Raw genomic sequence first — 20,106 nt, forward strand, 5'->3', positions numbered from 1 at the left:
CCGGTCTTTCGCTCGGATCGTGCCCTGCACGCCGGTTTTCCAGCAGGTTTGTTATGGTCGCACCACTGAAAGTGGGCATCGCGGGGCTCGGAACTGTCGGGTCCGCCGTCGTCCGACTGATAGAACAGCAAAGCCGCGCGCTGTCAGCACGCTGCGGACGCGGCGTTCGCGTCGTCGCTGTTGCAGCGCGCTCGAAAACCAAGAAACGCGACGTCGACCTGACCGACATAGCATGGGCTAAGGACGCCCTGGCGCTGGCGAACGATCCCGGCATCGACTGCTTCGTTGAGCTGATGGGCGGTTCAGGCGATCCGGCGCACTCGGCGATCGAGGCGGCCCTGAAATCCGGCAAGTCGGTGGTGACGGCCAACAAGGCGCTGATCGCCAAGCACGGTCTGCGGCTCGCCGCTCTCGCCGAACAACACCACGGCGCGTTGAACTACGAAGCCGCGGTCGGCGCCGCCATTCCCGTCATCAAGACGCTGCGCGAAGGGCTTGCGGGAACCACGATCAATCGCGTCTACGGCATTCTCAATGGCACCTGTAACTACATCCTGACGCGGATGGAGAAGGAAGGCCTGTCGTTCGCCGAATGCCTGAAGGACGCCCAGCGTCTCGGCTATGCCGAAGCCGATCCGTCGTTCGATGTGGACGGGCACGACACCGCGCAAAAGCTGTCGATCCTGGCGAGCCTGGCTTTCGGCACGCGTGTTGCGCAGAGCGCGGTCTATGTCGAAGGCATTTCCTCGATCGCGCCGGAGGATCTTCGCGCCGCTGAGGAACTTGGCTACCGGGTCAAGCTGCTGGGGGTCGCGGTGCGAACCTCAAAAGGCATCGAGCAGCGGGTGCATCCGACCATGGTGCCGAAGACGTCGTCTATCGCACAGGTCATGGGCGTCACCAACGCGGTGACCATCGATGGCGACGGCATCCCTCCGATCACGCTTGTCGGTCCGGGTGCCGGCGGAGCCGCGACTGCGTCCGCCGTGGTGGCAGATATCGCCGATGTCGCGTCCGGCATTCGGGCTTTGCCGTTCGGCCGTCCCACGGCGAAGCTGCGCGCGACCGAGAAGGCACCGATGGAGCGCCACGAGGGCGGTTATTACATCAGGCTGATGGCACGCGATTTCGCCGGCACCGCTGCGACCATCGCCACGCGGCTGGCCGAGCAGAAGATTTCAATCGAATCGATCGTCCAGCGTCATCCCAACGGCAAGCTGGATGACGAGGAATCCGACACGCCGACTTCGCCGGTTCCGGTGCTCCTGATCACCTATGCAACCCACGAGGATGCGGTGCATCGCGCGCTCCATGCGGTGCGGGCTGACAAGGTCATCACGGGCCGCCCGCAGGTCATACGAATCGAGAAGAATTGAACGAGGATTTTCGTGCCGACGCAGGGGCCTCCACGCTGCCCGAGGGAGTTGAGACGATGCCGACACAGAATTCCGTCCCGCCGGAGCAGGTGCGCGAGCGCCTCCTGACGCTCGAGATCGCGCGCGTGACGGAGCGGGCGGCGGTGTCGGCGGCGCGGCTGCGCGGGCGCGGCATGGAAAAGGCGTCCGATCAGGCTGCGGTCGATGCGATGCGACGCGAACTCAACAAATTGCCGATCAACGGCACGGTCGTGATCGGCGAGGGCGAGATCGACGAGGCGCCGATGCTGTTCATCGGTGAGAAAGTCGGCAACACACGCGGCCCCCAGGTCGATATCGCCGTCGATCCGCTCGAGGGGACTGTGCTGTGCGCCAAGAACATGCCGGGCGCAATCGCCACCATCGCGATGGCCGAAAGCGGCACGCTGCTTCACGCACCGGACTGCTACATGGACAAGATCGCGATCGGTCCCGGCTATCCGAAGGGCACGGTGGATCTCGACGCGCCGGTCGAAGAAAACATCATCAATCTGGCCAAGGCCAAGGGCGTCAAGCCGACTGACATCACTGCCATCCTGCTTGACCGGCCGCGCCATGCGGCGAAGATCGCCGCGCTTCGCAAACTCGGCGCCGCGGTGAGCCTTATCAGCGACGGGGACGTCACCGGCGTCATTCACACCGCGGAGCCGCGAACGGGAATCGACATTTATCTCGGTAGCGGCGGCGCGCCGGAAGGCGTGCTTTCGGCAGCGGCGCTCCGCTGCATCGGCGGCCAGATGCAGACCCGTCTCATTATCGACAGCGAGGTGCTCCGCGAGCGTACCCTGAAAATGGGGATCAAGGATCCGAGAAAGAAATACGAGATCGAGGATATGGTGAAAGGCGATTGCCTGTTTGCCGCTACAGGCGTGACGACGGGCTCGCTGCTGTCGGGTGTCCGGTTCGGCAAAGACGTGATCAAGACTGACACGGTGGTGATGCGCTCGGTGAGCGGAACGGTGCGCCGTATCAAGGCCGCACACCGGCAATTGGACAAGTTCGACCTGGACTGAGTCATGCTCATGGCGGGGAGAGGCTACGCTGTCGCCCCTGCTTTCTATATTCTCGCAAGGCACGGACGACATCATGACCTTGCCAGCCTCCGCGTTGCCGATCGAAGCGCCTGATGCCTTTCTCGGTGTGTCGCATTCGGCGACCGGCCGTCTGTGGCGTGATCGCCTCGATCCGCGCGGCACGGCGCGCGCACTGGCGATCACTCAGCGCCATCGGCTACCGGAAATGCTGGCGCGGGTGATCGCCGGACGTGGCGTCGAAATCGATGCCGTTGAGGATTTTCTCGACCCCACCATCCGCCGGCTGATGCCCGATCCGTTCACCGTGACGCAAATGGAGGCGGCCGCCAAGCGGCTCGCAGATGCCGCGATGCGCGGCGAGAAGGTTGCTATCTTCGGCGATTACGACGTCGACGGCGCGACCTCTGCGGCGCTTCTCGCCTGGCATCTGCGACATTGCGGCCTCGATCCGCTAATCCATATCCCGGACCGCATTTTCGAAGGCTATGGTCCGAACGTCGATGCGATCGACGCGCTCGCGGGCAGGGGCGCGACGTTGCTGGTGACCGTGGACTGCGGCACCACGAGCATCGAGCCGCTGGCGGTCGCAAGACAGCGGGGCATGTCGGTCGTCGTAATCGACCATCACCAATGTGGCGACGACCTGCCCGAGGTCGAGGCGCTGGTGAATCCGAACCGGCCGGACGATCTTTCCGGGCTCGGACATCTCGCCGCCGTCGGTCTCGTATTGGTGACGCTGGTCGCGTTGAACCGCGAGCTGCGCCAGCGCGGCTTCTGGGGTGACGAGCGGCCGGAGCCGGATCTCCTGAACATGCTGCATCATGTCGCGCTCGGCACGGTCGCCGATGTCGCGCCGCTGACCGGCCTCAACCGCGCCTTCGTCGCGAAGGGGTTGATCGCGCTGCGCCGCCGCGATCATGTCGGCCATACCGCGCTGATGGACGTGGCGCGGCTGAACGGTCCGCCGGAAGCCTGGCATCTCGGTTTCATGCTGGGACCGCGCATCAATGCCGGCGGCCGCATCGGACGCGCCGATCTCGGCGTGCGGCTGCTGCTGGAAGGCGATGTCTCGGAAGCTGCGCGGATCGCCGCCGAACTCGATCGCCTCAATACCGAGCGCCGCGTGATCGAGCAGGCGGCCGAAGCGCAGGCCGAAGCCGAGGCGCTGGCCTCGCTCGGTCTCGAGGACAAAGGATCTGTCATCGTCACGGCGTCCGAGGGCTGGCATCCGGGCGTGGTCGGTCTCGTCGCGTCGCGGCTGAAGGACAAGTTTTCCCGACCGGCCTTCGTTGTCGCGATGGAGCCGGGCGGCATCGGAACCGGATCGGGCCGTTCCATCGGCGGCGTCGATCTCGGGAAGGCGGTGCGGGGGGCCGTGGCAGACGGCGTTCTGCTCAAGGGCGGCGGCCACGCCATGGCGGCCGGCGTCACGCTTCGGAAAGAACGGCTCGCGGAATTCCGCGCCTACATGGAAACAGCGCTCGCTGCCGATGTCGCGCGGTCGCGCCACGTCCGCGAGCTTTTCATTGATGGCGCGGTCAGCGCGAGGGCGGCGACGCCCGAGTTCGTGGCGACACTCAATCGCGCGGGACCGTTCGGCGCGGGCAACCCCGAGCCGGTGGTGGCGTTGCCGTCGCACCAGTTGATCCATGCCGACGAGGTCGGGCAGGCGCATCTTCGGTTGCGATTCAAATCCGGAGACGGGGCTATCGTAAACGGCATCGCGTTTCGCGCGGTCGGCCAGCCGCTCGGCAACACGCTAGCGCAAATGCGGGGACAACCGCTGCATGTGGCGGGATCGCTGGCAGTGGACCGCTGGCAGGGCGCGGAGCGTGTGCAGTTGCGCGTGGTGGATGTGGCGACGCCCGATCCCGGGCCAGCGGTTATTCGCTGATCGATTGTTGCGCTGACCGCAATCGTTGGAGGGCAAGGCGCCAGGTTATTGTGCGCGCAGTCGTCCAAGCACCTCGAGTCCGGCATAGCCGTCGGTCGGCAATCCGACGCGGGTCTGAAAATCCTTCACTGCCTTCATGGTGTCGTTGCCGACGCGGCCGTCGGTGCCGCCGGTATCGAATCCGGCTTTGGTCAGGCGCGTCTGCACTTCCTGCACTTCCGCGAGCGTGAGCGCACGTTCCGAACCGGGGAATGGATGAAGGAAAGGCGACGCCCCGAGAATGCGATCGCCGAGATGGCAGATTGCCAATGCATAGTTCATCGACGGATTATAGCTGCGAACCGCGTAGAAATTCGGCCCAAGCAGGAACACCGGGCCGCCCGGTTCCGGGACCCAGAGTTTGGCCGATGCATTCGGCTGCGGAAACGCCTTGCCGTCGGCGCGTTGCACGCCGGCCGCCGCCCACGCGGCATAACTGCGGCTGCCGCTCGCGCCGCCGGGTGCGCGCACCTCATAACCCCAATGTTCGCCGCGATGATATTTCCCACGGTTGACCAGATAGCGCGCGGTCGAGCCCAGCGCGTCGTCGGGTTTTCCAAATGGCGAGACCCGGCCGTCGTGATCGTAGTCCATGCCGACGTTGAGCCAGACCTCGGGCATCCATTGGGTGTGTCCCATCGCGCCGGCCCATGAGCCGCGCATCTCTTCGGGCGTGCTCCAACCCTTGTTCACGATGCGCAATGCATTGATCAGTTCGGTTTCCCAATAGCTGCGCCGTCGTGGTTCATTCCAGGCGAGCGCTGCCAGTGAAGGAAACACCGGGCGCATGTGGTTCTTCTGAACCAGCGGATCGCCAAACGCGGATTCAACCCCCCACAGTGCCAGCAGTGTGCCGCGCTCGACGCCGAAATCGTGTTCGATCCGCGCGAACAGTGCCTCGTTCTTCCGAAGCGCCTCCTTGCCTGCGGTGATCCGCCAGTCCGAGACGCGACGGTTGATGTATTGCCAGGTCTTTTCGTGGAACTCCGGCTGGTTGCGCATCTGCTTGAACACGCTCATGTCCGGCTCGATCCGGCCCATGCAGCGGCTCCAAGTCGCGTCTGAGATGCCCTTTGCCAGCGCGCGGGCGCGAAAGCCGTCGCGCCATGGCTCGAAGCCCTGAGGCGGGGCGGCAAGAGTGGGGAAGGGCGCAAGCGCTGCCAACGCTCCAAGGCATTGCAGCGCGCTGCGCCGGCTGAGCCGGATGTGAGAATCGAGGATTGTCATGCAACGAGCATAACGGAGGGAAGCACCCCGCAGCAAAGCCTCATTGCGTTGCGGGAACCTCGACTCCTCGGACAGCCTTCGGGATCAGTGCTTGTTAGGTTGTCAGTCCTTGGCGCGCTCGACGTAAGAGCCGTCCTCGGTCATGACCACGATCCGCGTGCCGACGCCGACATGGGGCGGCACGCCGGTGCGGACGCCGTTCGACAGCACCGCGGGCTTGTAGGATGAGGAGGCGGTCTGCCCCTTGGTGACCGGCTCGGTGTCGACCACTTCGAGCGTCACCCGCTGCGGTAGCGTGATCGCCACCGGCACCATGTCGTGCAGGGACAGTTTCACCACCATGTTTTCCTGCAGGTAGGGCGCGGCGTTGCCCACGACCTCCTTAGGCACCTGAACCTGATCGTAGGTCTCCGCATTCATGAAGTGGAAGCCGTCGGCGTCTTCATAGAGGAACGTGAAGTTGTGATCCTCGATGGTGGCGCGTTCGACCTGGTCTGTGGTCTTGTAGCGCTCGGAAATTTTCACGCCGTCGCTGATCCGCCGCATCTCGATTTGGCTGACCGGGGTTCCCTTGCCGGGGTGGATGTTCTCCGCGGTGAGGACCACGTAGAGCTTGCCGTCTTGCTCGATGACGTTGCCCTTGCGAATAGAACTGGCGATGACTCTCACGGCTGGATTTCCTAAGGTTTGGCTCGAGACCGGTCCGGACGGGGGCGTCCTGCGGCCGTTGAGGCGGCTTCGGGCCGCAACATACTGATTTGGTTCGCTCGCGCCAGTGGGTTGCGGCTAATTCCGGTCGATTGCTGAGGATGGATGAATCGGATTTCACCCTGGTGGGACCGGGCAAGGCACGCGGACCGGAGGCCGTTTCTGGAAGCGCGCAGGACCGTGACGAAGGCGCTGCGGGCCTGGTTCGACACGCGGGGGTTCGTAGAGGTCGAAACCGGCGTTTTGCAGGTGTCGCCGGGCAACGAAACCCACCTTCACGCGCTCAACACCACGCTGACGATGCCGGGCGGCGACCGAGTCACGCGCCACTTGCGCACTTCCCCGGAATTCGCCTGCAAGAAGCTGCTGGTGGCCGGTGAACAGAAGATCGTGGAGTTCGCGCGGGCGTTTCGGGATCGCGAGCATGGCGTGCTGCATCTGCCCGAATTCACCATGCTGGAGTGGTATCGCGCTGGCAGTTCCTATGACGTCGTCATAGCCGACTGTATCGCCGTGATCGCCATTGCGGCGCAAGCGACCGGGATTCCGAGATTTTCATTTCGCGGCCGGCAGGCCGATCCGTTCGTCGAGCCGGAGCGGTTGACGGTCGCCGCCGCTTTCGACCGCTTCGCGGGGATCGACCTCCTGAGTACCGTCATCGGCCGCGAGGGTGACCGCCCGGCCCTGGCTGCGGCGGCGCAGGGGAAGGTGCGGATCACGGACGACGATAATTGGTCGGATATCTTCAGCAAGGTGCTGGTCGAGCATGTCGAGCCCCATCTCGGGCAGGGCCGGTTGACGGTGCTATTCGAATATCCCGCGCCGGAAGCCGCGCTCGCGCGCGTCAGTCCGTCCGACAACCGTGTCGCCGAGCGTTTCGAGATCTATGCCTGCGGCGTTGAGCTTGCGAACGGCTTTGGCGAATTGACCGACGCCGCAGAACAGCGCATCCGTTTCGTGCAAGCGATGAACGACAAGCAAAGCCGCTACGGCGAGCGCTATCCGCTGGATGAAGATTTTCTTGCGGCCGTGGCCCAAATGCCGGAAGCGGGCGGAGTGGCGCTGGGCTTGGATCGGCTGGTGATGCTGGCAAGCGGAGCGTCGAGAATCGATCAGGTAGTATGGGCGCCGCCCGCGGAGGATGCATGAGCGTCAAGACCGACAGGAGCGTCGTTTCGACATTACGGCGGCCGGAAGACCTGATCGCCCATGGCCTCGCGCCCGCATCAGGGCTGGCCGATCTCGAGAAGGTTGCCGCGCGCTATGCGATCGCGATCACGCCGCACGTCGCCGCCCTGATCAATCCGACCGATCCCGATGATCCGATCGCGCGGCAATATCTCCCAAGCGCCAATGAATTGGCTGCACAACCGGGCGAACGCGCCGACCCGATCGGCGATCACGCCCATTCCCCGGTGGACGGCATCGTTCATCGTTATCCCGACCGGGTGCTGCTCAAGCTCGTTCACGTCTGCGCTGTCTACTGCCGGTTCTGCTTCCGTCGCGAGATGGTGGGACCTGCCAAGGAAACTGCGCTATCGAAATCCGCAACCGCGGGCGCGCTCAATTACATCCGGTCGCATCCGGCAGTCTGGGAAGTGATCCTGACCGGCGGCGATCCGCTGATGCTGTCGCCGCGGCGGCTGGCCGAAATCATGGGCGAACTTGCCGCAATCGATCACGTCAGGGTCGTCCGCGTCCATACGCGCGTGCCGGTGGCCGATCCCGCTCGGGTCACTGACGAGATGGCGGCGGCCCTGCGGACGGACGGCGCCACGACATGGCTGGCGCTGCACGCCAATCACCCGCGCGAACTGACCGCGGCGGCGCGGTCGGCCTGCGCGCGGATTGTCGACGCTGGCATTCCCATGGTCAGCCAGTCGGTGCTGCTGCGCGGCGTCAACGATGACGCAGCAACGCTGGAGACGCTGATGCGCGCCTTCGTCGAATGCCGCATCAAGCCATACTATCTGCATCACGGGGATCTCGCGCCGGGCACCGCACATCTGCGAACCACCCTGGAAAAAGGCCAGGTTTTAATGCGTGCGCTACGTGGTCGCGTGTCCGGCTTGTGTCAGCCGGATTATGTTCTCGATATTCCCGGCGGGCACGGAAAGGTGCCTGTGGGACCGGATTATCTATCGCGCTCAGATTTAATATCCGGGGAAGGTGAACATGGTCCAAAATTGCGTTATCGTATTACCGACTATTGTGGCGGCGTTCACCTTTATCCGCCGGTATTGTAGAGGTTCGTCTGTTCGGCTGGCTTGTCACGGATCAATCACGGAACGTTTGCGCGTTCTCAACCGTTCTTGACAGGCCGATCTCGGACGTTGGAGGCAGCGAAATGAACAAGATCATCGCGTTGGCGGCTTTTGGGGTCTTGGTCGGTGCGCCCGCGGCGCTTGGGCAGTATCAAGCGAGGGACGGGTCGTCACCAGGTTCAAGCGTTGACAAGTCCTCGCGTTACGACGCGCCGATCGGTCATCGCCAGCCGCGCCCGAGCGACTTGCCGCCGGAGAGGGCGGACACGGAGAACCCGACACCGGTCGATCCGGCGGATGCTGCCCTCAAACGCAAGATTAAAAGCATCTGCCGCGGCTGCTGATGCAGCTGGGTCGAATTTCGTAACGTAATCAGGTTTGCGGATTGGCGCCTTCATCTGACGTCTGTCAGAAGGCAAAACGCTCTAACGCGCATTCCGCATGGCGAGCGCCATTCCAATCAACGTGGTACCGCCAAATATCATATTGAGGCCGACCAGCAACCCGATGGCCCAGGCCGCCGATCCCGGGAGGCCGACGATGATAATGCCAGCTATGATGATGTCCATCACTCCCGCGGTCAGCAGCCAGCCCCACCGCAGCGAGAGTTCGCGGCGATGTTCAAGAGCGTACATGATCGTGACGGCACCCTCGGCGAGGAAGTAGGCGCCGAGCAAGATTGTCAGCGTCAACATACCCTGTACGGGCTGCACCACCAGCAGGATGCCGACGAGAATCGACAGCGCAGCCGAGAGCAACGACCACCAAAAGCCCGGCATCCCTCGTGCCCAGAAGGTAGCGACAAGTCCGACGACGCCGCCAACGAGAAACAGCCAACCGAGGAAGATCGTGATGGCGAGGCTCGCCATGGGTGGCACGACGATGACAGCCAACCCCAGAAGCACGAGCAGGATGCCTTCGAAAAGGAAGGCCTTCCAATGCTCGCGGACTTCCGTGCTCACTTTCAACTGAAGGCGTTCGAAATCTTGGGAAGGGGTCGTCATTGGCTGGGCTCCATGAAACGGAAACGCGCATCCCTCGGGGCACCAGCTTAACGCGCGACGGCTCCAAAAGCAGCAAAAAATGCCGACTGCTGCGCGGTTCAAAAGTTCGCGTCATCTCACGACGCGTTGATCAATGCGACCTTCGGAAAGGCTCCAGGAAGCAATGGTCGGACTTGCCGGAGATCGCGGCTCGTCCCCGCCACTAGAAAAGGATACCCGAGAACGCAGATGCCAACTTCATCACCAGCAGCCGGAATCCCGACCGGCACGGTGCCATGGTCAAACCAGCCTGCTTTACGGGGCAGGCAATCCGTACCAAGACGTCGCCGTTCAGACCTGCACACCCTCTCCGTTACAGGGCGCACTGTTCCAATTGCTCCACTGAACGTTGGCAAGACTGCGAAAATCTGTCGTCAGCGGACGCCGTGTAAGTTTCTCGTAAGCGCCGATGACCTTCTCTGAGACGGTGAGCTTGCGCCGTAGGTTAGCCGCTATCCGCAGCGTCTCGACGCGCACTCGCGGATCCGCGGTTTCACCAAAGCGGAAACGGCGAACCTCAATGTCACGCAGAGCTTCGCGATGCTTTTTCAATTGAGCGCGGTGCCATGCGATGGTGCTATCGCTATCAGCCATCAAAAAATCCTCACTCTGCGCGGCTGCATTTAGCCGCAATAAAGAACGAGAGCCGAACCCATCATCCGCTGATTTCGATTCGTCAGCGGAGGAAGGAATTGAGACTGAGAAAGCGTCGACGGATTCTGGTTAATCAAAGGTTAATGAGCATTCACGGCGCTGGGTGAGGCACAGCAACACGCGGGTGATCCTCGATTCCAACGTTCGCAAGAAGGCTTACTGAAGGGGAAAAGGAATGTTTAGAAGCGACCCGCCAACCGTGATTGTTTTATTGACCGGCAGCGGATTGCACGTAATAGCAGGGCCGTGGAAATTGTAGCTTTGCGTTCGTTCTGATCACCGTTTCAATTGATGCGATGAATTATTGACTATGACAATTACGGGTCTCGATAGAGAAGTTCTGCTCACGCTCAACGCATTCGGTGGAGGAAGCAACAACCTCTGGGACCTCGCGAACAATTCGCTTTTCAGGGGATTTCCGGTGTTCTTTTCTCTTGTCGCCCTGTGGTTTTCCGGTGATCAGCCGGAGCGTCGCGGTCGTATGCTAGCCGGGCTGCTGGCGGTCTGTTTGGCGACAATGCTTTCTGTTTGGTCACAGTTTCACACCGCAGTTCACATACGTCCAATTCTGGACTTGGCAATTCCTCTGGATACTGTCATTCCGCGAACACCATGGGACCGAACGAATTCGTTTCCGAGCGACACAGCGACCTTGTTTTTTAGTCTCGCTGCTGTGGTTTTTGTAGAAAAGCGGTGGGTCGGGCTGTTCTGCTTTGTTTGGGTCGCGGCGATAGTCGCGATTCCCCGGATCATTGTCGGGCTCCACTATCCAAGCGACATTCTTGGGGCGTTTATTCTTGGACCGGCGACCGTTTTCCTTTTTGCCACGCTTCCATACCCAAAGGGCCTGTTTGAACGCGCGCTCACGTGGTTCGAAGGCCGTCTGTATATTGTTCACGCACTCTTATTCATTTTTTTGGCCGAAGCGTTCGACCTGTTCCCGAGCTTGCAAGCCCTCGGAAAGGTGTTTGCGCGAATGCTTCACTCCTAGAGCCCTTCCGCTTCCGGCGGCATCAGAAGCGGAACTCCATTTTTTTGACGCGTTTTCTTCACGCGAACCGGTATCCACTTCGCTCGAAAACGCTATAGAGTTTTGCTTGGGCAAAACGATAGGCCGGCTCCAGCCGCGCAGGAGCCGTCAGTTCACGACATCATGGCTGCGCTTGGTGACACTGGCCTAAGCGAGCCGCTACACACGGGAGGCCAACGGAACAACACAGCGACAGGTGCGCCGTTGCCCTGATTTCCCGTATGTCACAGCCCGGCGCCAAACTCCGCCCCGTCTGTTTTATTTCGAGTGCGACTTCCGCGAACTGTGTTTCGTCTCCGGAGCAGACGCAGAAGCAGCGTGCTCCGAAAGTTGATCGAGACGTGTGTTCAGCTTTCCTACGTCCGCTTGAAGAGCGTCTACGGTCGTCTTGATGGACTCAGGATTTTCCGTCTCGGCAACCTTCCTCTTGAGAGTATCGAAATCCGACGCAGAGAAAGCGCCCAACTTAGTTTGTACGGCCGCGATCTGAGACTCCAGGCCCTTGATCCTAGCATCGAGCTGAGCATCAGATGTTGGCGGAGCCTTCATCTTGGCTTCGAGGAGGAGCAAGCGTTGTTCAAGTCCGGCGGTTGCATCGGCGTGCGGCGCAGCCTGGTGTGCAGGGGCGGGTGCCGCCTTCGCTTCGCTCGTAAGCCGGCCGGTACTGCTCCATACCAAGGCCATGCTGCCGAAAAACATCACGCAGATAACGGCTATGCCCCCGATCAACTGATTGGAGCGGTCGTGTTCATTCATCACGTTGCCTCCTTGCGTTGCTAACGTTGCATTGCTTACGTTGCGTTGTCTCCCTTCGAGCCAGTTACCAAGTATGACTGAGCTGCGACATTTTGTACAGGGGCGCACGCATCCATTGGCGGCGTCTGCGGAGGTCTGTCTGCTCATCGCAGCATTTTCGAAAAGACCAGAAAGAGCGACGGTGTTCCATCCAGGAACTTCGCCCTCGGACGCAGTGCAAGCTACCGTCGTCATTCCGCCAAAGCGAAACTGAAAAGAACGGCATCTTACGACGCCAGTCTCAACAAGAAGCACAACATCATCGAGCGCTTCTTAAGCTAGCTGAAGCAGTTCAGGCGCGTCGCAACCCGCTACGAACTATTTGCGACACGTCGGTTAAACAACCAAAGCGCGAGGGCGCTTGCCAGCATCACCAGCCCGCCCAGCAGCACCGACAACGGCGTAGCCCCGAGTCGCTCAAACCATTGAGTATAGAAATGAATACCGCTGAAGACGGCGACGAGGTTGACCAACCAGCGTCGATTTGCCCGAACGGCCCAGAATCCAGCACCGAGCAATGCCACCGCCCACATCACGCTGAATGCCATGGCCGGAATGACGGGTTTGGTCATGAGCGTCGAGGATACGTCCTTGGCAGCGAGCGAACGTATCAGCATCAGTGGATCGCCCCATAGTGAGCCGATCCAGAAGCCGAAATTGATCAACAGCAGCGAGGTTCGCGCGGCTGTGACCGCGAGCCGCGCATATTCGGCTGGCAGACGTCGCGAGGCTCGATACGCGATCAGGGCCACCATAGAAAACACGACCACGGTGAGCGTCGGTTCGAAAATGGCTAGCGAATAACTGGCGTGGCTATAACCCGTGCGTGCTCCCAGGCAAGCCGAAGCGGCCAGCACCGCCAGCGCCATCAAGAGGCTGGAGCGAGCGATGATAGCTGCGAGGCAGAAAACACCCGTGACAATCAGCATGGTGGCAAGGAGGTCGGCACGATAGGCGATAGCGCCGCCGCCTAACATCAGTGCGCCGATGACAAGGCAAATCTGCCCGAAAATCATCCAATGCTGCACGCGATTAAGCGCAATTACGCAACCTGCGACAAAAAGTGTGAGCCCGAAGCTAATCGCCGTCAACGGCGCAGGCGCCAGCGCGACCGCACCCGCCGCAATAGCGACGACAGCGAACCCGACGAGGATGTTGATGCCGAGAGAGATTGTATCATGTGCAGCGAGCTTCGTGAGCTTTTCGGCTTCCTCGCTCGTTAGCTTGCCTTCCTCAACAAGCTTGGAAATGTCCAGCGTGATTTTCATCGTCCCTCGTCCAGCGGAGCCGATCCCTATCCCATATAGAAACTGTCAACCTATCAGAAATCAACATCCACGCCTCACTGTATGATTGTCGGGGGAAGACTACGCGCGCATATGAAATGCAGTTATGCTGTGCATACTATAGTGCGAAATCGGGGAGGCGGGTTACGGCTACGCGCGCGTCAATCATCGGTGGCGCAATTGGGGCCCGCAACAGCTAGCGAAACTGATGACGCTACAGTTTATTGACTTAGATCAACGAAAAGGTCCGCTATCGCACTCCGATGATCGGCAAAGGTCACGTCGGGTGCTGGATAGCCAACTGACCAGTAGATCGGAGAGTTGCATGAGAACCATCAACCCGTTGGTGCTGTTAGCGCTGTTAGTATTGCTCGTTGCGCAATCGGCTTCGACAGAGGCTGCGGATTTGAACGGAGCTTGGGCGATTGATTCCTCGACCTGCGGTGACATATTTACCAAAAAGAATAACAAGCTTGCTTTCAAGCAAGATGCTGATCTCCACGCGGGCGGTATAATCGTTCATGGAAAGCAAATAACCGGCACATTTCAAAAATGCACCATCAAATCATTGCACGATGACGGGCGGGATGTGCGAGTGATTGCAGCGTGCTCGGACGGCATCGCGGTATCGGACATGGAGTTCGACGTGAAAATCTCCGGAGAAAACAAGATCACACTTAGCTCAAAGGAGCCGGTACCGGTGGAAACGCCATATTTTCGCTGCCCGATGTGACTGTCCGGACGGCAACATGGTGGCGAACGATGGTGGTTGGTCATGTCTATGACAGTAGCGTTGCGTGCGGACCTCAAGGCATCTCAGCTGGCGTCACCAAATGAATCGGCGAGACTTAAGGGCCGCAGTCCCTAGCGGACCAGGAGATTAAGCGGTTTCAGGATGTTCGCCTGAAATGAGACCCGAAAGCATTCGGGGTGCCAGTACAGCATCCTGGTTTAGCTTCAGAGATAGGCGACCAACCCTACAGACGACGCAGCAAGCGATATCAGCGCGGCTCCAAGCATCATCCATAGCGTATCGAGTTTCGTCGCCAGCAAAAGAACGAAGCAGACAGCCGCAATGGCGATGGTAATGGGACCTGTCAAGCCGTCATGCCCCAGCGGAATCGCCGCAGCTAACAGTAGCCCAGCACTCGCGATCACAACCGTTTGCAAGATCGATTTGACGCGTGAGTGTTCCATTCTGCAGCCCACGAAGTGAACCAGCGGAATGATGAGGAGCGCAGGCGTAATCATAGCAAGCCATCCAGCGACGGCCCCCGGAATCCCTGCCGCAAAATATCCGACGCTCACGATATAGAGTCCGACAGGTCCCGGCGAACTGCGGGTAATGACGACGGCTTCGTTGAGCTGCTCATTGGTAAGGACATGATAGTGATTCACCAGTGCCTCTTGGATGACCGGCAACGACGCGAGTCCTGCAAAGGAGGTCACCGTGCCCTTCAAGAGCACAAGATAAAGCACCAGTATATTCATGGCAGGAAGCATCCCACGACGGCGGCGATGACCAGCACGTAAATGGGCGAGATGCCGACGACAACATTCAAAAGGAACGCGCTCGCACCAATCAGGATCACGCGCAGTCGTTTACCCGTCTTGAAGTACGGATGCGCGATGGTCCAAACCGTCTTCACCGTAACCGCGACGGCCGCTGCAACCGCGCCCTTGATCGCCGCCTGAGCGAATGCGTTTTCTTGCCATTGGGAAAATAGAATGGTGATGATCACCACGAACGAAGTGCAGGGGATGGAGGATGCCAGCAACGTCACTACCGCACCGGACCATCGTCGCAACATCCAGCCGACACCGACACAGAAGGCAAGAACATTGGTGCCGGGCGTTAGCCGACCAAGGGCGAATGACAGCGCGAATTGCTCTTCGCTAATCCATCGCCGTTTTGCAACGACCTCACTGTGTATGACGGCCGTTGTCGCGCTTCCTCCGCCGAGCGTGAAGTTGGCATAGCGCGCGAAAACACCAGCGAGTTGCTTGAGTGTTGGTTGATTCATCGACATGCACGACACGACCGCTTGGGCGCCTAGTACGCCAGATTAAGACAAGCCCGTTTCCGTCGTGCCGGAGAGTTTCACACCTGCTTACGGCAGGCCGTGAGGCATGCACAAACTAATCAGAACTCCCGGTGGGTTTCAAGCTACGGCTATTCAGCGGTCACAAACGCGAGGGGTAGGGCGCTAAGGAAAACAAAGGGCAAGTTAGCCGTTGGCGCTCCCTGGAGCTGCCGGTCGTCGAGATCGAGTTCACGATGAAGCGGCTGCGCGGCGCGGATTAGTTTTCGGTGCGCAAAACCCGCCGGTGCGGGGGCTCCGGCGGGTTTTGAATGGGGCGAAGGGATTAGAGGAGGAAAATCGCCAACAACACAACGACGGTGATCACAACCGCGGCACCGATCGTCCCCAATTTGATGAAGGACTTATACGTTTCCTCGTGCGCCGGATAATCCATTCCTTCCGCAGTCGAGTACGTCAATTCGCCATGATCAGACATGTCAAGCTTCCCAGTTACGGTTGATCTTGCGTCTCTCACGACGGTGACCGGTGAGACCGATATACCTGCCCGCGGTCACCGCCAATTCATGCAGTTCTGCGAGCTTACGCTGGCGGGTGTTCGCGCCGGCGGCTCTCGGTCTGACGCTCGCCATAAGCTAAAGCTAGCGAGAATATGGCTATGACGCCGGCAACGAATGCGGTCACAATGATTGTGTCGGTTGGCATGTCGATCTCCCGTTTTGCTTTCGACAAGCCAAGAATACATTCAATCACGCGCATGTTTTTCATCTAGCGCAAAGACGCCGTTATTCTCTCACACAGATGCTCCGGGCGGTCAGACCCAGGAATGGATATCTCTTCGCACTATGCGCTGCGGCGTTGCTGATGCTGGGGTTCGGCTTGGCGCTGGAGTGGGCGCAGCGCCTTATTGATCTAGAACAAACTATAAAAATAGCAGGCATGTTAAACGAGTGAATTGCCGGTAGAGACCCCGGCGATATCCAGGCCCGCCCTGGGCCCGTTCCTTCTCTGACTCGGCCCGACGCTTCACGGCGCTGGGCCTTTCTTTTTCGGCTGCGGCTCGCTTACCTTGAACCGTGTCGACCGCCGCTCACCGATCGGCGGCGGCGCAGCGTCATGAACGGCTCGATAGAAGCTGATGCGGGCGATAACCGGCCGCCGTTTCGACCCATGCTCCTTCACGAGACCAAGGCGGGTTATGGCGCCATATAAGGCTCCCGCGCGAGGACCGTTCCGTTTAACCGACACATTGGCGAAGCGCTTCGAGATCCAGAATGTCGATGTGGCGGTGCGAGGAAATTTGAATCACTCCAGCTCGCCGCAGCCGCGTGAGCTCGCGCGAAACCGTTCCAATCGTCAAGCCGAGAAAGTCGCCAATTTCGGCGCGCGAAAGCGGAAGATCGAAAGCCGTGACGCCGTCGCCTCCTGCAAACGGATCGATCTGCCGAACCATCATCATAAGAAAGCTGGCTACCTTTTCGCGTGCCGTCTTGCGTCCAAGCGCCAGCATCCACTCGCGACCCTGATCGACCTCGCGAAGGGCTTGGTGCAGCAGTTTTGCTTCGAGGGCCGGATTTTCTTCGAGCATCTTCCGCAGCGCGCTCCTGGTTATGCTGCAGATCTCAACATCCGAACAGGCTTCGACCCGAACAAAACTCTCCTCTTGATGAAGTCGTCCGACGAAATCGGGCGCGAATTGAAGTCCGACGATTTGTTGGCGACCATCGGCCAGAGTCTTGGTCAGCTTGAGCACGCCGCGCATGACATTGGCATAGGATCTGATCGGTCCTTGCTCCTGTAAGAGAACCTCGCCGGCGGATACCTTTACGACACGCGTGAATTTGGCGAAATTCACCAATTCGTCGGCATTGAGCGCGCCGCACATACCCTTGTGCCGTACATCACAGCTCCGACAGAGCTTCGGCACATTAGAGTTATGGATGTCCTTCCGGGGCGGGTTCATACTGCTCTAGCTTGAGGATAATCGTCTGCAGCGCCGAGACACCGTCTCTTTTCAGCTGTCGGTTCTCCGGACGGATCCTGCATCCCATAAATCTTTCTGTCTTTGCGATCGCGCAAAGGCGAACCTGAATTGTTGCGCTACCGCAATCTGAATAGTTTGAGCGACGAGCGGTGATTGCACGCGAGCGATTTCTGAGCTGACGACCAGTAAACGGCAACGCCCATTGCATATCGCTAGCTCGACAATGGCCAGTGCCGTGAGAAGTGTACACAGCGGTTTATTGGCCATCCATTGGAGACGAAACGGGCTTGTCGAGCTAGCCTATTGAAATCATTGGCGGCTCCCTAGCGGACCAAGACGACTGAGCCGTTCAAGGCGTTGGCCTGAGGTGAGACCCGGAGGCGTTCCACGGGATTCTTGTGCTTTCCAATACGCGTGGCTGACCGGGTGCAAGTGCAGCGCCCCGTTTAGCCATCAGGGAACCAACCCTATCGAAACTTCCCGTCGAAAAACTCGCAGGCGACCTTACCCCTGCGACAGGCCGACCAAATAGGGAACGAACGGTCAGTCGGCGGATTAGTCTACTCAGCACATGCTTGTGCAAAGGAGCATGTCCATGAGTAACGATCACGAAACTGGCCATCTGACCGCCAGCGATAAAGAGTCGGGGAAAGCTGTCTACGGCGCTGAGAACAAGAAGATTGGTAAAATCGAAAGTGTCATGATCGACAAGACCAGCGGGGAAATCGCTTACGCTGTCCTCAGTTTCGGTGGATTTCTCGGTATCGGCAAAGACCATTTCCCGGTCCCCTGGAAGCTGCTGCGATTTGATTCCGAGCTTGGCGGTTACCGTTCCGACATCAGCGAGAACCGGCTGCACGGCGCTCCGAAACACGGTACCGAGACCATCTTCGATTGGAACGCCAGGTACGCAGAACTGGACGACTACTACAACGAGGAAGTCCTTTCTGCTGACAAGCACTGGTTTGGTAAGGTTGGTGAGGCTGCGGGCTCTATTTTTAAGGGTAGCAAACGCGAATGGTAGGGCGTGACGGCTGCGAGAGCAGTTTTCTCCGTACCCCGTCCGCAAAGCCACCGCCTTGAGTGGGACCGGTAAGGTCCGCGAGGGAAATGATTAGACACCGGCGCTAGGAGCTGAGGCGAGAAATGGCCTTTGGCGCTCCCTAGCGGAGCTAGACGACTGAGCGGTTTCAAGATGTTGGCCTGAGGTGAGACCCGGAGGCGTTCCACGGGATTCCTATGCTTTCCAATACGGGTGGCTCACTTTTTGGTCAGAACGTATCGGAGAAGCAATATTCCTTCTCCGAAAAATGTCGACGCCCAGCAAAACATTATCGCGCTTAGGCAGATGTAAACTCGTGGATACGCGAGCATCAAGGCTCGCATCAGATTAGCGTGATACGCCGAGCTAGCGTTCAACGCGCCTATCATTCCCACGAGGCCCATGACCACGTTGGACGCTACCAATACTCTAAATGAACGATGGGACTTTCGAAGTCCCTCGACTATGCTGCCAAAGCTCTTGATTAGCTGCGGTGACAACAGTCCAGCCACAATCCGCCCGCAGCAAACCGCAAGCGCAAGCCAGGCAAATATTTCGAGAAGCCAGAAATCCAACTCCGTGCCGTAACCGTTCAAGTGGTTCTCGATATAAAATAGATAGCTACCCTTCGTGAGGAGGAGGCTTGCACCGCTAAGATTTAAGTCAAACGCCGATAGCAATAGCTGAAGCGGGTGCGTCAATAAGAATGCGAATATTATTGCGATAGTGAAAGCGATGGTCGTTTAAAGTATGCTTGGCTGTACATCCTGATGACCATCCCGCGCCGACAATTGAAACTTCGTATGATTTAGATTTGCCCTTCAAGCAATCGAAAGGTGACAAACGCGAATGGTAGCGCGTGATGGCTGCGAGAGCAGTTTCCCCGTGGCCCGTCCGCGAAGCCACCGCCCTGAGTGGGACCGGTAAGGTCCGCGAGGGAAATGATTAGACACCGGCGCTAGGAGCTGGGGGAGAAATGGCCTTTGGCGCTCCCTAGCGGAGAGCAACTATCAAGTCTTATCAAGGCATTGCTGGTTAAGTTAGCCAGCAATGCCTCCATTGAAATCCTTGAAGAAATTCTCCCACTGGCTAACCGTGGCCGGAACGATGAATAGGCGAGAGCGGCCTATATTGTCATTGGCGGCTTCGAGTCTTATCTACCAATATGTGACGGCAATGCCGTTGCTGTCAGCGTGATTGGCCCTTTCCGCCGAACGCTTTCGCGGCCGAGCCGCAGCCCTTGCTAAAGGGTTTTAGATGTCTCCCAAAACGTCTGCCGACCAGCCGCGTCTGGTCTCCATCAAGACCGTTTGCGCAATGACCAGTATGTCGCGCTCCATGATAAACGCCCTCCGCGACGACGGCGTGTTCGTCGAGGCTGTTGAGCTTGGCCCACGGCGAATCGCCTTCGTTCGTGAAGAGGTCGAGTCCTGGATCAACGACAGGATCGCTTCGCGGCCGGTCAACGACAACGTCAAGATGACGGCCGCCAAGGCCGCCTGATAGCCCGGCGCTATGCCGAGCCACTACGCTCGATCGGCCTTCCTTTTCGCCGAGAGCAAGACGTAACCAAACCTGAGACCCATTATGAAAATCCTAAGTTACCGACCGGCGCCATCAGGCGGCGGTACAATCGGTTTTGCTGAAAT

Annotated in this window: 20 protein-coding genes and 1 pseudogene; 10 read left to right on the plus strand and 11 right to left on the minus strand. The window is 59.5% G+C overall.

What is annotated here, in order from left to right; all coding sequences use genetic code 11:
• Positions 1–53: 53 nt before the first annotated feature.
• From AC1RT6_RS03655 to recJ, 3 genes are all read left to right on the plus strand, one after another.
• A complete protein-coding gene (locus AC1RT6_RS03655; RefSeq protein ID WP_079446790.1) occupies positions 54–1,376 on the plus strand; it encodes a homoserine dehydrogenase in 1,323 nt (440 codons plus the stop codon).
• A 56-nt stretch (positions 1,377–1,432) separates the two neighbouring features.
• Positions 1,433–2,428, plus strand: a complete 996-nt coding sequence (glpX, locus tag AC1RT6_RS03660) for a class II fructose-bisphosphatase (RefSeq protein ID WP_079447015.1) — start codon at positions 1,433–1,435, stop codon at positions 2,426–2,428.
• A 73-nt stretch (positions 2,429–2,501) separates the two neighbouring features.
• Positions 2,502–4,343, plus strand: a complete 1,842-nt coding sequence (gene recJ, locus AC1RT6_RS03665) for a single-stranded-DNA-specific exonuclease RecJ (protein ID WP_079446789.1) — start codon at positions 2,502–2,504, stop codon at positions 4,341–4,343.
• Between the two features lie 45 nt (positions 4,344–4,388).
• Here recJ and AC1RT6_RS03670 read toward each other — a convergent pair whose 3' ends face one another.
• Together AC1RT6_RS03670 and efp are read right to left on the minus strand one after the other, a co-directional pair.
• On the minus strand, positions 4,389–5,609 hold the full coding sequence (locus tag AC1RT6_RS03670) for a lytic murein transglycosylase (RefSeq protein ID WP_472789769.1): 1,221 nt from the start codon (positions 5,607–5,609) through the stop codon (positions 4,389–4,391).
• Positions 5,610–5,711: 102 nt separating this feature from the next.
• Positions 5,712–6,278, minus strand: a complete 567-nt coding sequence (gene efp / locus AC1RT6_RS03675) for an elongation factor P (protein WP_079446787.1) — start codon at positions 6,276–6,278, stop codon at positions 5,712–5,714.
• 144 nt (positions 6,279–6,422) lie between these two features.
• Between efp and epmA the strand changes: the two genes are divergently transcribed.
• The 3 genes from epmA to AC1RT6_RS03690 all read left to right on the plus strand — a co-directional run bounded on the left by epmA (position 6,423) and on the right by AC1RT6_RS03690 (position 8,925).
• Positions 6,423–7,466 (plus strand): EF-P lysine aminoacylase EpmA, encoded by a 1,044-nt coding sequence (epmA, locus tag AC1RT6_RS03680; RefSeq protein ID WP_079446786.1) that lies wholly within the window; start codon positions 6,423–6,425, stop codon positions 7,464–7,466.
• The gene (locus AC1RT6_RS03685; RefSeq protein ID WP_472789766.1) at positions 7,463–8,563 is read left to right on the plus strand and encodes a lysine-2,3-aminomutase-like protein; all 1,101 of its coding nucleotides are present in this window, start codon (positions 7,463–7,465) and stop codon (positions 8,561–8,563) included. The genes epmA and AC1RT6_RS03685 overlap by 4 nt, the downstream gene beginning before the upstream one ends.
• 101 nt (positions 8,564–8,664) lie before the next feature.
• On the plus strand, positions 8,665–8,925 hold the full coding sequence (locus AC1RT6_RS03690; RefSeq protein WP_079446785.1) for a hypothetical protein: 261 nt from the start codon (positions 8,665–8,667) through the stop codon (positions 8,923–8,925).
• A gap of 81 nt (positions 8,926–9,006) precedes the next feature.
• Here AC1RT6_RS03690 and AC1RT6_RS03695 read toward each other — a convergent pair whose 3' ends face one another.
• Both AC1RT6_RS03695 and AC1RT6_RS03700 read right to left on the minus strand, forming a co-directional pair.
• The gene (locus AC1RT6_RS03695) at positions 9,007–9,585 is read right to left on the minus strand and encodes an HdeD family acid-resistance protein (protein WP_079446784.1); all 579 of its coding nucleotides are present in this window, start codon (positions 9,583–9,585) and stop codon (positions 9,007–9,009) included.
• Between the two features lie 330 nt (positions 9,586–9,915).
• On the minus strand, positions 9,916–10,218 hold the full coding sequence (locus AC1RT6_RS03700) for a hypothetical protein (RefSeq protein ID WP_173815970.1): 303 nt from the start codon (positions 10,216–10,218) through the stop codon (positions 9,916–9,918).
• Positions 10,219–10,588: 370 nt separating this feature from the next.
• Here AC1RT6_RS03700 and AC1RT6_RS03705 point away from each other — a divergent pair, with 370 nt between their 5' ends.
• Positions 10,589–11,269, plus strand: a complete 681-nt coding sequence (locus tag AC1RT6_RS03705; RefSeq protein ID WP_079446782.1) for a phosphatase PAP2 family protein — start codon at positions 10,589–10,591, stop codon at positions 11,267–11,269.
• 297 nt (positions 11,270–11,566) lie between these two features.
• On the opposite strand, the gene AC1RT6_RS03710 is transcribed toward AC1RT6_RS03705, so the two are convergent.
• Together AC1RT6_RS03710 and AC1RT6_RS03715 are read right to left on the minus strand one after the other, a co-directional pair.
• Complete coding sequence (locus tag AC1RT6_RS03710) at positions 11,567–12,064, minus strand: hypothetical protein (protein WP_079446781.1); 498 nt, start codon at positions 12,062–12,064, stop codon at positions 11,567–11,569.
• Between the two features lie 350 nt (positions 12,065–12,414).
• Positions 12,415–13,371 carry a hypothetical protein gene (locus AC1RT6_RS03715; protein ID WP_079446780.1) on the minus strand — a complete coding sequence of 319 codons (957 nt, stop codon included), beginning with the start codon at positions 13,369–13,371 and terminating at the stop codon, positions 12,415–12,417.
• Positions 13,372–13,714: 343 nt separating this feature from the next.
• Here AC1RT6_RS03715 and AC1RT6_RS03720 point away from each other — a divergent pair, with 343 nt between their 5' ends.
• Entirely contained in the window at positions 13,715–14,122 is a 408-nt protein-coding gene (locus AC1RT6_RS03720) for a hypothetical protein (RefSeq protein WP_079446779.1), read from the plus strand.
• A 224-nt stretch (positions 14,123–14,346) separates the two neighbouring features.
• Here AC1RT6_RS03720 and AC1RT6_RS03725 read toward each other — a convergent pair whose 3' ends face one another.
• From AC1RT6_RS03725 to AC1RT6_RS03745, 5 genes are all read right to left on the minus strand, one after another.
• Positions 14,347–14,880, minus strand: coding sequence for a chromate transporter (locus AC1RT6_RS03725; protein WP_079447013.1), 534 nt, complete (start codon positions 14,878–14,880; stop codon positions 14,347–14,349).
• Positions 14,877–15,419, minus strand: a complete 543-nt coding sequence (locus tag AC1RT6_RS03730) for a chromate transporter (RefSeq protein ID WP_087881148.1) — start codon at positions 15,417–15,419, stop codon at positions 14,877–14,879. Before AC1RT6_RS03730 ends, AC1RT6_RS03725 begins: the two co-directional genes overlap by 4 nt.
• 337 nt (positions 15,420–15,756) lie before the next feature.
• The gene (locus tag AC1RT6_RS03735) at positions 15,757–15,909 is read right to left on the minus strand and encodes an aa3-type cytochrome c oxidase subunit IV (RefSeq protein WP_079446777.1); all 153 of its coding nucleotides are present in this window, start codon (positions 15,907–15,909) and stop codon (positions 15,757–15,759) included.
• Positions 15,910–16,013: 104 nt separating this feature from the next.
• Positions 16,014–16,136 (minus strand): hypothetical protein, encoded by a 123-nt coding sequence (locus AC1RT6_RS03740; protein WP_274533960.1) that lies wholly within the window; start codon positions 16,134–16,136, stop codon positions 16,014–16,016.
• A 532-nt stretch (positions 16,137–16,668) separates the two neighbouring features.
• Positions 16,669–17,394 carry a Crp/Fnr family transcriptional regulator gene (locus AC1RT6_RS03745; protein WP_079446775.1) on the minus strand — a complete coding sequence of 242 codons (726 nt, stop codon included), beginning with the start codon at positions 17,392–17,394 and terminating at the stop codon, positions 16,669–16,671.
• Between the two features lie 616 nt (positions 17,395–18,010).
• On the opposite strand from AC1RT6_RS03745, the pseudogene AC1RT6_RS03750 reads away from it, so the two are divergent.
• Positions 18,011–18,361, plus strand: a pseudogene (locus tag AC1RT6_RS03750) (PRC-barrel domain-containing protein); the annotation flags it as partial.
• Positions 18,362–19,714: 1,353 nt separating this feature from the next.
• Positions 19,715–19,960 (plus strand): helix-turn-helix transcriptional regulator, encoded by a 246-nt coding sequence (locus AC1RT6_RS03755; RefSeq protein WP_472789762.1) that lies wholly within the window; start codon positions 19,715–19,717, stop codon positions 19,958–19,960.
• Positions 19,961–20,106: the final 146 nt, after the last annotated feature.

The organism is Nitrobacter sp. MLSD-S21, from assembly GCF_058809865.1.